At 66.1% G+C, this 14,733-nt stretch carries 12 protein-coding genes; 5 read left to right on the forward strand and 7 right to left on the reverse strand.

What is annotated here, in order from left to right; all coding sequences use genetic code 11:
- Positions 1–41 precede the first annotated feature (41 nt).
- The 5 genes from AC1DYS_RS23410 to pmbA form a co-directional block, all read right to left on the reverse strand.
- Positions 42–824, reverse strand: coding sequence for an ABC transporter ATP-binding protein (locus AC1DYS_RS23410; protein WP_477903598.1), 783 nt, complete (start codon positions 822–824; stop codon positions 42–44).
- Positions 824–1,708, reverse strand: a complete 885-nt coding sequence (locus AC1DYS_RS23415; RefSeq protein ID WP_477903600.1) for a branched-chain amino acid ABC transporter permease — start codon at positions 1,706–1,708, stop codon at positions 824–826. The genes AC1DYS_RS23410 and AC1DYS_RS23415 overlap by 1 nt, the downstream gene beginning before the upstream one ends.
- Positions 1,705–2,586 (reverse strand): branched-chain amino acid ABC transporter permease, encoded by an 882-nt coding sequence (locus AC1DYS_RS23420; protein WP_477903602.1) that lies wholly within the window; start codon positions 2,584–2,586, stop codon positions 1,705–1,707. Before AC1DYS_RS23420 ends, AC1DYS_RS23415 begins: the two co-directional genes overlap by 4 nt.
- A 116-nt stretch (positions 2,587–2,702) precedes the next feature.
- Positions 2,703–3,863, reverse strand: a complete 1,161-nt coding sequence (locus AC1DYS_RS23425) for an ABC transporter substrate-binding protein (protein WP_477903604.1) — start codon at positions 3,861–3,863, stop codon at positions 2,703–2,705.
- A gap of 147 nt (positions 3,864–4,010) precedes the next feature.
- Positions 4,011–5,399, reverse strand: a complete 1,389-nt coding sequence (gene pmbA / locus AC1DYS_RS23430; RefSeq protein WP_477903606.1) for a metalloprotease PmbA — start codon at positions 5,397–5,399, stop codon at positions 4,011–4,013.
- 90 nt (positions 5,400–5,489) lie between these two features.
- Between pmbA and yjgA the strand changes: the two genes are divergently transcribed.
- The 3 genes from yjgA to AC1DYS_RS23445 are packed head-to-tail and all read left to right on the forward strand — an operon-like array spanning position 5,490 to position 9,316.
- Positions 5,490–6,035 (forward strand): ribosome biogenesis factor YjgA, encoded by a 546-nt coding sequence (gene yjgA / locus AC1DYS_RS23435; RefSeq protein WP_477903608.1) that lies wholly within the window; start codon positions 5,490–5,492, stop codon positions 6,033–6,035.
- The gene (gene mog, locus AC1DYS_RS23440) at positions 6,028–6,639 is read left to right on the forward strand and encodes a molybdopterin adenylyltransferase (RefSeq protein WP_477903610.1); all 612 of its coding nucleotides are present in this window, start codon (positions 6,028–6,030) and stop codon (positions 6,637–6,639) included. The genes yjgA and mog overlap by 8 nt, the downstream gene beginning before the upstream one ends.
- Before the next feature lie 22 nt (positions 6,640–6,661).
- A complete protein-coding gene (locus tag AC1DYS_RS23445) occupies positions 6,662–9,316 on the forward strand; it encodes a bifunctional diguanylate cyclase/phosphodiesterase (protein ID WP_477903612.1) in 2,655 nt (884 codons plus the stop codon).
- On the opposite strand, the gene cysE is transcribed toward AC1DYS_RS23445, so the two are convergent.
- Together cysE and AC1DYS_RS23455 are read right to left on the reverse strand one after the other, a co-directional pair.
- Entirely contained in the window at positions 9,297–10,061 is a 765-nt protein-coding gene (gene cysE, locus AC1DYS_RS23450; protein WP_477903614.1) for a serine O-acetyltransferase, read from the reverse strand. The two genes, AC1DYS_RS23445 and cysE, sit on opposite strands and share 20 nt — an antisense overlap.
- Before the next feature lie 44 nt (positions 10,062–10,105).
- The gene (locus AC1DYS_RS23455; protein WP_477903616.1) at positions 10,106–10,852 is read right to left on the reverse strand and encodes an RNA methyltransferase; all 747 of its coding nucleotides are present in this window, start codon (positions 10,850–10,852) and stop codon (positions 10,106–10,108) included.
- A 178-nt stretch (positions 10,853–11,030) separates the two neighbouring features.
- Here AC1DYS_RS23455 and AC1DYS_RS23460 point away from each other — a divergent pair, with 178 nt between their 5' ends.
- Together AC1DYS_RS23460 and AC1DYS_RS23465 are read left to right on the forward strand one after the other, a co-directional pair.
- Entirely contained in the window at positions 11,031–12,029 is a 999-nt protein-coding gene (locus AC1DYS_RS23460; protein WP_477903618.1) for an inositol monophosphatase family protein, read from the forward strand.
- A gap of 38 nt (positions 12,030–12,067) precedes the next feature.
- Positions 12,068–14,725, forward strand: coding sequence for a helix-turn-helix transcriptional regulator (locus AC1DYS_RS23465; protein WP_477903620.1), 2,658 nt, complete (start codon positions 12,068–12,070; stop codon positions 14,723–14,725).
- Positions 14,726–14,733 lie beyond the last annotated feature (8 nt).

The raw sequence follows: 14,733 nt of genomic DNA on the forward strand, positions 1-14,733 counted from the left end.
GGGGCGGCCCGGCGCTCCGGCCGCGCAGCAACGGGGATGCATCATGTGATCACCCCAGTCACCGGCTCATCATCTTCGCGCCCAAGGTAGGCCTCGATCACATCTGGGTTGTTCTTGATCTCGTCCGGAGTGCCCTGCGCAATGATGCGGCCGAAGTTGAGCACCGCGATCTCTTCGCACAGGCCCATCACGAAGCGCATGTCGTGCTCGATCATGAAGATGGTGTAGCCACGCTTCTTGATCTGCTGGATCTCGGCCATCAGCTCGGTCTTTTCGCTGGCGTTCATGCCGGCCACCGGCTCGTCGAGCAGCAGCATCTTGGGCTCGGTGGCCAAGGCACGAGCGAGTTCGAGCTTGCGCTGTTCGCCGTACGAGAGGTTGTCGGCAATGTCATCGGCCTTGTGGGTGAGGCCCATCCACGACAGCAATTCATGCGCCTTGTCGCGCGCCTGCTGTTCCTGCTTTCGAAAGCCAGGCAGCGAAAGCATGAAGGCCGGCACACCGTAGTTCAGATGCGCATGCATGCCGACGATCACGTTGTCGAGCAGCGTCATCTCCTTGAAGATGCGGATGTTCTGGAAGGTACGGCCCAGCCCCAGGCGCGTGATCTGGTGCGGCTTCATGCCGGGCAGGCTTTGCCTTTCGAAGTGGATGCCGCCGCCGGTGGGCGCCACCAGCCCGGTGACGAGATTGAACACCGTCGTCTTGCCGGCACCGTTCGGGCCGATCAGGCCGAACACCTTGCCGGCCGGCACCTCGAAGCTCACGTCCTGCAGCACCGACAAGCCGCCGAACTTCTTCGACACGTTAGAGAGCTTGAGCATCAGCGCTTCTCTCCTGATGCAGCCACGGCCTTGCGCCGAGCCCACCACTGCTTGAACCGCAGCGGATCCCACAACCCGCGCGGCAGGAACAGCACGATCACCACCAGGATGATCCCGTTCACCATCGTGCGGAAGTCTTTCAGCGAGCGCAGCAGCTCAGGCAGCAGCGTGATGATGGCCGCTCCCAGCACCGGGCCGGTCAACCCGCCGGTGCCACCCAAGATCGTCATCGTGAGGATGTCCACCCCTCGATCGAAACCGAACTCGCTCGGCCCGATGAAGAAGGTGAGGTGCGCATTCAACGCACCGGCCAGCCCGGCGATGGCCGCGCCCAGCGTGAACGCCAGCATCTTGTGCGACAGCACGCCAATGCCCATCAGCGATGCGGCCACGCCGTCTTCCTTGATCGCCTCGAAAGCGCGGCCGATGCGCGAGCGGCGCAGGCGCCAAAGCGCCAGCAGCACGATCACCAGCGAGGCAACCACATGCCACCACTGCGTGGACTGCGGAATGCCGTTGAGCCCGAGCGCCCCACCCGTCCACGACTCCGCGTTGAGGATGGCCACGCGCACCACCTCGCCGAAGCCGAGGGTCGCCATCGCGAGGTAGACGCCCGACAGACGCAGCGTGGGGGCACCGATGACCAGCGCCACGAGCGTGGGCGCCGCCATGCCGCCCAGCAGCGCCACGCTGAACGGCGCGCCGGCATTCATCGTCAGCAGCGACGCGGTGTAGGCGCCGATGCCCATGAACGCTGCGTTCGCCATCGCGAGCAGGCCGCACGACAGCGTGAGATAGATCGACAGCGCCAGCAAGCCGTTGATGCCGATGGTCAGCACCAGGTTGCTGTAGATGGCCCAGAAGTTGTCGAAGGACTCGGTCATGCTTTGCGCTCAAGCACCTTGCCGAAGAGTCCCTGTGGACGCAGCAACAACACAAGGAAGAGCAGGCCAAAACCCACCGCATCACGCATCGTCGAGCCGATGTAGGCCACCGACAGCACTTCGGCAAAGCCCAGAAACATCGCCCCCACCAACGCGCCGCGGATGTCTCCCATGCCGCCCAGGATGATCACCGCGATGCCCTTGTGCAGGATGGGCTGGCCCATCAGCGGGAACACCGCGTTGGAGTACAGCGCAATCAGCACCCCCGCCACACCGCCCAGCGCCGCTGCGGTGAACGAGGTCAGCAGGAACAGCCCTTCGACATTGATGCCGAGCAGCGCCGCCGCCTTCGGCGATTCAGCGATGGCACGCAGCGCCCGCCCGATCTGCGTACGGTTCATGATGAAGAACAGCGCGCCCATCAGCGCGAACGAGAGCACGATGATCGCGATCTCGAGCACGCTGACCTGCACGCCCGCGAAGTACACCTGCTGGTCTGGCAACAGATCGGACGGAAACCGTTGGTTGTCGGCGCTGAAGATGCCCTGCACCGCGTTGTTGAAGAAGATGCCGATGCCGATGGTCGCAATCATCGGGATGAGGTGCGGCGCGTTGCGCTTGCGCAGCGGCCGCAGCACCAGCACGTCGATCAGCATGCCCACCACGCCGCTGAACAACAGCGCGGCAATCAGCGCCGCCCACAGCGGCAGGTGCAGCTTCACCACCGCCTGCAGCGCCGCATAGGCACCCAGCATGAACACCGCGCCGTGCGACAGGTTGATCACGCCGAGCACGCCGAAGATCAGCGTGAAGCCCAGCGCGAAGAGCGCATACACGCTCCCGAGCGACAAGGCATTGACGAGTTGTTGTTCGAGCATTCAGGCGATCTCGGGACTTCTAGAACTGGGTACAAGCGCGAGCCGACTGAGCGCCGGGCCGCCCCAAGCCGGGCGGCATTGAGGATCGGCCGACGTACTCGTCGGCCGAGAGGCCGTCACTTCTCGATAGAGTACTTGCCACCCTTGGTGACGCTGACGATGGCCGCCTGCTGCGCGTCGTAGCCGGCGGGCTTGCCGTCCTTCGTCTTCGCCTGGCGGAACTTGAAGGGGCCGGTGGCACCCGTCCACGTCACCGAGGGCAGCGCGTCGCGCAACGCCGTGCGATCGGCTTCGAGCTTACCCGTGAGCTTGACCTTGCCGATGGCCTGCGCAGCGATGTTCATCGCGTCATAGGCCTGTGCAGCGAACTGATCGGGGGCCGACTTGTACTTCTGCGTGTACGCCACCACGAAGTGCTGGTTCTCCTTGGTCTGGTTGTTCAGCGACCAGGGGCTACCGACCCACAGGTTGTCCGACTTTTCCTTGGCCAGATCGAAGATCTTGACGGAGTTCATGCCGTTGCCGCCGATCACCGGCAGATCGATGCCGAGCTGGCGCGCCTGCACCATGATCGGTGCGCCTTCGGCGATCAGCGCCGACAGCACGATCGCATCGGCACCGCTGGCCTTGATCTTGGTGAGCTGGGCCTTGAAGTCGACGTCGCCCTTGGCGAAGTTCTCGGTCGTGGTGACGGGGATCTTCAGGTCGTCGAGCGCCTTCTTGAAGGCGTCGTAGCCGCTCTTGGTGAACACGTCGTCGTTGCCATACAGGATGGCGACCTTCTTCAGGCCGGTGTGCTTGACGGCCACGCGCAGCGTCTCGGGCAGCACGTCGGCTTCGGTAACCGAATTGCGGAACACATAGTCACCGATCGAGGTGATGCCGTCGGCCGTGTTCGAGGTGCCGAACACGACGATCTTGGCGGCCTGGGCGATCGGGTCGGCAGCCTGCGCCGAGTTGGAGAGCGTCGGCCCGAAGAGCATCAGCACCTTGTCCTGGAAGATCAGCTTCTTGAAGACGTCGATGGCCTGCTCTTTCTTGGTCTGCTCGTCTTCGATCTGCAGCGCGATCTTGTTGCCTTTGACGCCGCCGGCAGCGTTGATCTCTTCGACCGCCAGTTCGAAGCCGTTGCGGATGGAAGCACCGTACTGGCCGGCCGCGCCGGACAAGGCCTCGGCCGCGCCGATCTTGATATCGGCAGCCGTTGCCGCGCCGAAAGCGCCGGCGACGAGCATCGCTGCCACGAGTTGTTGTGTGCGGATCATGCGGAACTTCATCTGACGTCTCCAGAGTCTGCGGGGTGTTCTTGTCAGACCGGCGATCGTGCATTGCCAGCCCAGGAAGCCGGCGATTTTAGGGCGCCGCGAGCGGGCGCCTCTAAGTAGAAGCCCAATGCCCGACCAGGCTCCCGGGAGCCGCCGGGTTCAAGAACCGGCGATCTTCATCCGCTCGATGAGCACCGAGCCGATGGACTTGGTGCCCATGGTGTAGGCATCGGCGCCCACCGCGGTGATGTGCTTGAACATGTCACGCAGGTTGCCGGCAATGGTGATCTCGTGCACAGGGCAGGCGATGCGTCCCTTCTCCACCCAGAAGCCGGCCGCGCCACGCGAATAGTCGCCGGTCACGTAGTTCACGCCCTGGCCCATCAGTTCGATGACGAAGAGCCCACGGTCGAGCTTGCGCAGCATCGCCTCCAGGTCGTCGCCGACTTGCGTGAGGCGGCTCGTGAGCTTCAGGTTCTGCGAGCCACCGGCATGGCCGGTGGTGCGCATGCCGAGCTTGCGCGCCGAGTAGCTCGACAGGAAGTAGCCCTGCACCACGCCGCCCTTCACCACGTCGCGCACCTTGGTCGTCACGCCCTCGTCGTCGAAAGGCGCGCTGCCCTTGGCGCCACGCACGTGCGGGTCTTCATGGATGTCGATGTGCTCGGGCAGCACCTGCTGACCCAGGCTGTCGAGCAGGAAGGAGGACTTGCGGTACAGCGAGCCGCCGCTGGTGGCCTGCACGTAGGCGCCCAACAAACCGGCAGCCAGCGTCGACTCGAACAGCACCGGCACTTCGCAGGTCTTGATCTTGCGCGACTTCAATCGGGACAACGCGCGCTCGGCGGCGTAGCGGCCCACGGCCTCGGGCGCTGCCAGTTCGTCGGGCGAGCGCATCGAGCTGTACCAGGCATCGCGCTGCATGTCGTCGCCGCCCTTGCCCGGCAAGGAAGCAATCGGCGCCACCGACAGCGAATGCCGTGAACTCGGGTACCCACCGCGAAAGCCACGGGTGTTGCCGGCGAAGAAATGCGACTGCTGCGCCGATACGCCCGCGCCTTCGGAATTGGTGATGCGCCTATCGACGGTCAGCGCCGCCGATTCGCAGCGCATGGCCAACTCGGCCGCCTCGGCTGCGTTGATGCCCCAGGGGTGGAACAGATCGAGATCGAGCGTGGCCGCCTCGCCGAGCGCGATGTCGGCCTCGTCGGGCAGGCCCGCGGCCGGGTCTTCGGCGGTGAAGCGGGCGATGTCATAGGCCGCGCGCACCGTTTGCTCGAGCGCCACGCGCGAGAAATCGGACGTGCTCGCGTTGCCGCGGCGCTGGCCGATGTAGACGGTGACGCCCATCGACTTGTCCCGGTTGCGCTCGACGTTCTCGATCTCGCCCTTGCGCACCGACACCGACAGCCCTGCTCCCTCCGACACCTCGACTCCCGCGTCGCTGGCCCCCAGTGACTTGGCCATCGACAACGCGTCTTCGACGAGTTGCTGGAAGGCTTCGCGGGTGTACGAAAAACCGGAGTGGGAAGACTGGGATGGGGTCATGCGCAGCTGCGTTCAGTGGTGTAGTACACGCGTCGGCGACCCGTGTAGAGCCCTCTCGAACAAGGGCCGCGGCTATCATAGCTGCGACCTATGCCGACCCCATCCTCACTTCCCCCTCCTGCCGACAGCGACGACGGCGAGTTCTACGACCGCCCGAGCAAGACGCAGCTCAAGAAGGACAGCCACGAGTTGCAGGCCCTGGGCGAAGCGCTGGTGGCCCTGCCCGACAACCGCGTGGTCGACCTGCCCATCTCCGAGCGCCTGCGCGACGCAGTGACCGAATACAAGCGCACGAAGACGCACGAGGGCAAGCGCCGGCAGATGCAGTACATCGGCAAGCTGATGCGCAAGGACGACGTCGAGCCCATTCGCGAAGCCGTGGCCGCCATGCAACTCGGCCGCGCGAAAGACTCGCTTGCCCTGCACGAAACCGAGCGCTGGCGCGTGGAGTTGCTGGCCAGCGACGACGCGCTCACCCGCTGGACGGCAGAGCACCCCGCGAGCGACCTGCAGCAGCTGCGCAGCCTCATTCGCGCCGCTCGCAAGGACGCCGCAGCCGCGCCCGAGCAGCGCAGCGGGCGCGCCTACCGCGAGCTGTTCCAGTTCATCAAGGCGCAGGCCGTCGACGATGAGTGACAGCCCGCCAATCGGCAGCGTGCCTGACCGCGTGCGGATAGGCCTGGTGTCGATCAGCGACCGCGCGTCGGCTGGCGTGTACGAGGACAAGGGGATTCCCGCCCTGCAAGACTGGCTGTCGCGCGCATTGCGCAACCCCATCGAGTGGGAAACCCGGCTCATCCCCGACGAGCAGCCCACGATCAGCGCCACCTTGTGCGAGCTGGTCGACACGGCTCTCTGCGACCTCGTGCTCACCACCGGTGGCACCGGCCCGGCCCTGCGCGACGTGACGCCCGAAGCCACACTGGCCGTGGCCCACAAGGAAATGCCGGGCTTCGGCGAGCAGATGCGCCAGATCAGCCTGCGCTTCGTGCCCACGGCCATCCTCTCGCGGCAGGTGGCGGTGATCCGCGGGCACGCGCTCATCATCAACCTGCCCGGCCAGCCCAAGGCCATTGCCGAAACGCTGGAAGGGCTGCCGCAAGCGCAGCCGCCCGCACCCGGCATCTTTGCCGCGGTGCCCTACTGCATCGACCTGATCGGCGGGCCTTACCTCGAAACCGACGACAAGGTCTGCAAAGCCTTCAGGCCCAAATCGGCGCAACGCACGCCGCGACCCTAGAAAAAATTCTGGAGACACGGCGATGAATCCTGTCGAGACCGCCGACCAACGCCTGGCCTCGATGTACGCCGTGCTCGGGGCCACCAACGAGGCCTTGCTCTACGCCAAGACGCCGGCCGAACTGTTCCAGCGCGTCTGCGACGCGGCCGTCGATGGGCGAAAGTTCCCGACCGCGGCCGTCACCTCGCCCGATGTCGGGACCGCATGGCTGAAGGTCGAGGCGGCATCCGGCGTGGCCGCGCAGCAACTGCGCGAAGTGCGCATCTCGGTCGACGAGGCGACGCCCGAAGGCCGCGGCCTGGTCGGCGAGGCCTATCGCCTGCGCCGCTCTGCAATCAGCAATGACTTCGTGCGCGACGAGCGCACGAAACCGTGGCACGAATCCGCGCAAAAGGCTGGCGTTGCCGCAGGTGCAGCGATTCCGATCACGCTCGACGACCATGCCTTCGGCGTCATGCTGTTCTATTCGCGTGAACTCAATGCCTTCAGCGACGACATCGTCGCGCTGCTCGAGCGCATGGCACGCAACATCGTCTTCGCGCTGAAGAACTTCGAGCGCGAGACCGAGCGCCAGCGCGCCGAAGAGGCCTTGCGCCGCAGCGAAGAGAAGTTCCGCAACATCCTCGAGAGCCTGGACGACGCTTACTACGAGGTCGACACCCGCGGCAAGCCGGTCTATCACAACGCGGCGTTCTCGCAGATGCTGGGCTATGAGTACGACTACCGCGTCGGTGAAGACAATCGCAACCGGCAGACGCCCGAGATGGCGGCGGTGGTGTTCAGCGCCTTCAACGAGGTCTATCGCACCGGCGTCTCCAAGTCGGGCCAGTCGTGGCAGTACCTGCACAAGGACGGCAGCGTGATCGACGTCGAAGGCTCGGTGCTGCTGGTGAAGGACGAGCACGGCAAGCCCACCGGCTTTCGCGGCATCCTGCGCAACGTCACCGAGCGCCACAAGATCGACCAGGCCTTGCGCGACAGCGAATCGCGCTTCCGTGCGATGACCAATCTCTCGTCCGACTGGTACTGGGAGTGGGACACCGAGCATCGCTTCACGCGCCTCGAAAGCCGCCACGCCAGCGAAGACGGCCGGCCCAACCCGCTGATGGGCCGGCGCATCTGGGAAAGCACGCTGCAGGTGCAGGAAGCCGGCGGCTGGGATGCGTTTCGCGACCAACTGGGGGCACGCCAGTCGTTTCGCGACGTGATCATGCAACGCGTGGCGCCGGGCCGCCGCGCCTACTACATCAGCATGAGCGGCGAGCCGGTGTTCGACGCAGCCGGCAACTTCACCGGCTACCGCGGCATCTCGCGCGAGATCACCGAGCAGAAGGTGGCCGAAGAACACATCCACCACATGGCGCGCCACGACAGCCTCACCGGCCTGCCCAACCGCATGATGTTCAGCAGCCTTCTGAACATGGCCATCCCCACCGCGGCACGCTACAAGCGCGACTTCGCGGTGATGTTCATCGACCTCGACCGCTTCAAGTTCATCAACGACACGCTCGGCCACGAGGCGGGCGATGCCATGCTGAAAGAGATCACCGCGCGCTTCAAGCAGGCGCTGCGCGCGAGCGACGTGATCGCGCGCCTGGGCGGCGACGAGTTCGTGGTGCTGGTGCAGGAGATCAGCGACCGCGAGCATGCGGCCACCGTCGCGCGCAAGATGCTGTCAGCGGCCATCAAGCCGATGGTGCTGGCCGGCCAGGAATGTCGGGTCACGGCCAGCATCGGCGTCGCCCTCTTCCCGAGCGATGGCGAAGACGAGCAGACGCTGATGAAGAACGCCGACAGCGCGATGTACTTCGCCAAGGAAGAAGGCAAGAACAACTTCCAGTTCTACTCGCGCGAGATCAGCTCGGCGACGATGGAGCGCCTGACCATCGAGACCCATCTGCGCCGCGCCATGGACCGCAGAGAACTCTCGCTCAACTACCAGGCCAAGCTTGACCTCAAGACCGGCGCGATCACCGGCGTCGAGGCCCTGCTGCGCTGGCAGAGCGCCGAGCTGGGCTCGGTCTCGCCCATCAAGTTCATCCCGATCGCCGAGGAGACGGGCCTCATCGTTCACATCGGCCGCTGGGTGTTACGAACCGCCTGCGAGCAGAACGTGGCCTGGCAGCGCCAGGGATTGCCGCCGATCAACATGGCGGTAAACCTGTCGGTGCGCCAGTTCGCCGACGAAAGCCTGCTCGACGACATCGCCACCATCCTGCGCGAAACCGGCATGGCGCCGGGCCTGCTGGAACTCGAGATCACCGAGGGCATGCTGATCCACAACATCGAGCGGGCGATCAAGCTGCTCACCGCCATCAAGCAGATGGGCGTGAGACTGGCGATCGACGATTTCGGCACGGGCTATTCGTCGCTCGGCCAGCTGAAGACCTTCCCGATCGACACGCTGAAGGTCGACCGATCCTTCATCCGCGACCTGGCTACCAATTCAGAAGACCGCGCCATCACGAGCGCCATCATTGCGATGGGCAAGACGCTGAGCCTTACCGTGGTGGCCGAAGGCGTAGAAACCATCGAGCAGCAGACCTTCCTGCGCAACCAGGCCTGTGACGAGATGCAGGGCTATTACTTCAGCAAGCCGATCGTGGCCGAGGAGTTCGCGGCGCTGCTGCGCAAGAACACCCCGGCCCTGGCAATCGCTACTTCATCAGCTGAGTGAGGCTCTCGGCGTCGAAGGCTTCCGTCTTCTGCGCATCGTTCGGCACACAGTCGTCCTTGATCGACGACAGCTTCTCGATGGCGGCCCACAGCATCGCGATCTGGTGGGCATTGCCCGATGCGTTGTCGATCAGGCCCTTCATCGCGAGCGCCACCGGGTCGTCGCCCTGCGTCACCCCGTAGGCTGAGAAACCCATGCGTGCCGAGACTTCTTCACGCAGGGCATCCGCGCGCTTCTCGATGATGCGAGCCGGGATGCCGACGGCCGTCGCACCGGCAGGCACCGGCTTCAGCACCACGGCGTTGGAGCCCACGGTAGCGCCGTCGCCGACCGTGAAACCGCCCAGCACCTTGGCACCGGCGCTCACCACCACGCCACGGCCCAGCGTCGGGTGGCGTTTGCTGCCCTTGTACAAGCTGGTGCCGCCGAGGGTGACGCCTTGGTAGATGGTGCATTCGTCACCGATCTCGGCGGTTTCACCCACCACCACGCCCATGCCGTGGTCGATGAACACACGGCGGCCCACCACCGCGGCGGGGTGGATCTCGATGCCGGTGAAGAAGCGCGCCAGGTGCGAAATGAAGCGCCCGAGCCAGCGCCAGCCACCTGTCCAGCAGGCGTGCGCCCAGCGGTGCATCACCAGCGCATGCAGGCCGGGGTAACACGTCAGCACCGTGAAGGCGGAGTGCGCGGCAGGGTCGCGCTCCAGGATGCAGGCGATGTCTTCTCGTAGGCGCTGGAACATGGTGGAACCGAGTGTGTCGGGCGAGCCAGTTTAGCGGCGCACCTTCATTCCTGCTGGCCGCGAGGCAGCTGGGGCTTTTCGGCGGACCGCTCCATGGCGCGCGCCACGCCGCGCAGGATGTGCACCTCGTCGTCGCTGAGCTGCGCACGGTTGAACAGCTGGTTCAGCCGCGGCATCAGCTTCTTCGGCGAGGCCGGGTCGAGAAAGCCGATGGCGGCGAGCGCCTGCTGCCAATGGTCGAGCAGGCCCTGAACGGCGGCCGCATCGGCCGCAGTCGCTTCGGCGGTGCGCGGCGCGACACCGAAGCCGCCCAATGCCTGCCGCCAGTCGTAGGCCAGCAACTGCACCGCCTGTGCAAGGTTGAGCGAGCCGTAGTCGGGGTGCGTGGGGATGCTCAGGCAGGCGTGGCAGCGGTACACGTCGTCGTTGCTCATGCCGAAGCGCTCGGAGCCGAAGACGAAGCCGACACGGTGGTCAGTGCTCGCCAGCGTCGCGAACAGCTCGCGCGGCGCGTGCGTCGGCGGGCCGAAATCGCGCGGCGTCATGGCGGTGGCGCAGGCGAACGTCACGCCATCGAGCGCCTCGGCCAGCGTGCCGACCACCCGGGCACGCACGAGGATGTCGGCGGCACCGCTGGCCATGGCCACCGTCTCCTCCTGCACCAGCACATCGGCAAAGCGCGGTGCCACCAGCACCAGGTCGCGAAAGCCCATGACCTTCATCGCCCGCGCCGTCGCGCCCACGTTGCCGGGGTGGCTGGTGTTCAAGAGGATGAAGCGGGTGTCGTCCATGGGCGGCCGGTTAAAATTCAATTATCCGTGCTGACTTTTCCAAGGAAACGCTGGGCCGCCCCAAGTTTCCTTAACTCCCCTCGGGGGGCGGCCGACGCAATGCGTCGGCCTTGGGGCCGTCAGTCGCGTCGCTCTTTCCTCACTGTCGGCCCACCTCTTCCCTTTTCCAGGACTTCCCATGTCGCAAGCGCTCCATCCCATGCTCAACGTCGCCATCATCGCGGCACGAAAGGCGGGGAACATCATCAACCGCGCTTCGCTCGACATCGAACAAGTCAAGGTGAGCACCAAGTCGGCCAACGACTTCGTGACCGAGGTGGACCAGAAGGCCGAAGAGGTCATCATCGAAACGCTGCTCACCGCCTACCCCGGCCATGGCATCCTTGCCGAAGAGTCGGGCCGCACGCACGGCGCGAAGAACAGCGAATACGTGTGGATCATCGATCCGCTCGACGGCACCACCAATTTCATCCACGGCTTCCCGGTGTACGCGGTGTCCATCGCCCTCGCCTTCCGCGACCAGATCCAGCAAGCGGTGGTGTACGACCCGACGCGCAATGACCTGTTCTATGCCTCCAAGGGCCGCGGCGCCTTCCTGAACGACAAGCGCCTGCGCGTCTCCAAGCGCACACGCATGTCCGATTCGCTCATCGGCACCGGCTTTCCGTTCCGCAAGGGCGACAACTTCCAGCGCTACGTGAAGATGTTCAGCGAGATCATGCAGAACTGCGCCGGCGTGCGCCGCCCCGGCGCGGCCGCGCTCGACCTCTGCTACGTCGCTGCCGGCTACTACGATGGCTTCTTCGAGACCGGCCTCAACCCCTGGGACATCGCTGCCGCGTCGCTGATGATCACTGAGGCCGGTGGCCTGATCGGCAACTTCACCGGCGAGTCCGACTTCATGTACCAGCGCGAGGTGGTGGCCGGCAACCCCAAGGTGTACGCGCAGATGGTAAGCATCCTCGCGCCCTACACCCACGTCATCAAGGAAGGCACGGCGCCCGTTCACTCCGAAGGCGCCTTGCTGACCCCTGAAGAAGCGCTCATTGCCACGCACGCTGCGCCGCCGGTGGCCGAACCGGAGAAAAGAAAGGCCGTGCGCATCCGCAAGGCCGATCTGCCTGATGCACCCAGCCCGCAGGACTCCGCACGGGGAAACCGCCCTCCACGGGGCTAAGTGAGCTTCGGGACGGCCCTGCGGCTCCTTGTCGTAACGTGTCCGCCCAGACCTTCGCGCTCACCAAGATCCAGCCGCCGCGGCTGCGGTCTGCACTGATCGCAAGGCCCGGGCTCGAACACCGCCTCGGCGACGCGCTCGCGAGCGCCCGTCTCACCCTCATCAGCGCGCCGGCGGGCTATGGCAAGACAGCGGCCCTCACGCGACAGCTCGGCCACCTGCCCGAAGGCACCGTGGCCGCCTGGGTGGCGCTCGATGAGGACGACGACCTGAGCCGCGTGGCGCATTGCATCGTTGCGGCGCTGGAACCTTTCGACCTGCCATGGCGCTCGTCGCCCGACGCGCTCATCGCCGCCATGCAAGACGGCCAGCGCAGCAGCCGCCAGGCCTTCGTCGTCGCGCTGGTGAACGCCCTCGCGGCGACCGACGTAGCGCGCGGCCTGCTGGTGCTCGACGACATGCACCGCATCACCGACCCAACCCTGTTCGACGTGATCGACGCCATGCTCGAACGCCTGCCCGCGCACTGGGGCCTCGTGGTGGCCAGCCGCACCGACCCGCCCCTGGCGCTGGCCAGGCTGCGTGCCCAAGGCGACTGTGTCGAACTGCGCCAGGACGAGCTCGGCTTCAGCCCGGACGACGTGCGCTCGCTCATGCAACTGCGCCAAGCCGACTCGTCCGACGAACTCGTTCGTGCCGTGCACGAGCGCACGCAAGGCTGGCCAGCCGGGCTGGGCCTCGTGCTCAGCGATTCGGGCCGGCATGGCGCTCCACGGGCCGGCAGCCTGCGAGATCGACACGTGTTCGACTACCTGGCCAGCGAGGTGCTCGACGACCTGCCCGACGAGCTGCGCCAGTTCTTGCTGCGTTGCTCGGTGCTGCCGGAACTCACCGCCGAGCGATGCAAGATCGTCAGCGGCAGCGAGCGCCCAGCGCACTGGCTCGAAGAGATCGAACGCCGCGGCCTCTTCGCCAGCGTGCTCGACAGCGAGGTGTACACGCTGCGCCTGCACGACTTGTTTCGCGACTGCCTCGACGACCGGCTGCGCCGCGAAAGCCCCGGCGAGTTGCCCGAGCTGCTCGTCCGCGCGGCGCAGAGCGAGAGCGACCCGGTACGCCGCATGGGCTACCTGCTGCGCGCCGGCGATTGGCACGCTGCCGAACGCGAGTTGAGCAGCCTCACACCCGAGCTGCTGGTGCGCGGCGAAATCAACCTGGTGCTGCGCCTGTGGGGCCAGTTCCCGGCGGCATTCCGCGCCAGCTCGCCGCAGCTGCAACTTTCGCGTTGCATCACCGCCTGGGCGCAGTGGGACTGGCCGTCCATGCGTGAAGCCGCGCTGAAAGCCGTTGATGGCTTCGCAGCCCTGGGTGACGAACCCATGCGCCAACGCGCGCTCAGCTACGTCTGCGTCGCCTACGGCGGCAACGACGAAGACGAGCAGGCGCAACAACACGTCGACGCCCTGCTGGCCTTGCCCCTCGAACAAGACACGCTGTGCCGCACGCTGCTGGTGGCGAGCCTGTTCGCGCAACCGCGCGACCTCCACCGGCTGGCCGAGAGCTGGACCCGCATGGTGGACGCACTCGAGCGCATGGACAGCCTGCAGCTCTGGTACGAGTGCTCTCCCGTCCCCGGCTACGTCGGACTGCCGGGTATGCGCCAGTCCATGCTGCGCTACGTGGCAGGCGTGCAGCGGCGCTTGCCGGAACAACCTATCCCGTTGAGCGGCATGACGCAGGTCACGCAAGGTTGGCTGCACCTGTGGTCGGCGCGCTGGTCCGATGTGTCGGACACCCTTGCGCGCGCCGAGTCCGACTGCCGCTGGCTGAGCCAACCCAACAACCTGCGCTGGCAGCTGCATGTGCTCAGCGCGATGCTGCTCGCGCTGCAAGGCGACGCCGCAGGCGCATGCGCCGCGGCCAGGGTGCTGATCGACATGGCCCGAACCCTGAGCGGCCGGCACACCAGCTACCTGGCGCGGGCGGTGCACTACGCGCAGCGCATCGCCACCATTGCAGGCGATGAAGCCACCTTGCGCGAGATGAACCAGCAACTGGAAGCCACGCGCCACGATCCGCGATGGGCTCTGCCACGGGGCCCACGCGCGGCGGCAGATGCTTACATCGCCGTCGCCGAGGGCCGCATGGCCGATGCATGCGCGGCGTGGACCCAGGTGCTGGAATGCGAAATCAGCGTCGAGCTCTACGGTCAGGCGGTCGAGACACGCCTGCGCCTGGCGAGTGCGCTTGCCGAAGCCCATCGTCTCGACGACTCCGCGCGGGTGCTTCGACCTGTCCTGGCGCGGCTGCAAGACAGCGCCGAATTCGGCATGGCCGCCACCGCCGGCCAGCGCGCATTGGAGCAACTCGCCGGTGCCCGCTGGAGCGCCTTGTTCAACGCGGACGAGCAAGCCTTGCTGCGCCGATGGCTGGCCGCAGCGCAGGCCCTGCACAGCCATCTCCCGACCGCGACGGCAAGCAGCGCCCTGTCCACCCCCAGCGCAACCCAGCTGCAGATCACCCCGCGCGAATTCGAAGTGCTGCAACGCATTGCCGCGGGCGACAGCAACAAGCTCATCGCCCGTGCCTTCGACTTGAGCCCGCACACGGTAAAGCGCCACGTGGCCAACATCCTCGACAAACTCGGCGTCGCGACGCGCGGCCAAGCCGCAGGCTGGGCTCGCGACCACGCTTGATCGCGCCA

The sequence above is a fragment of the Rhizobacter sp. P2_G4 genome (genome assembly GCF_056403575.1).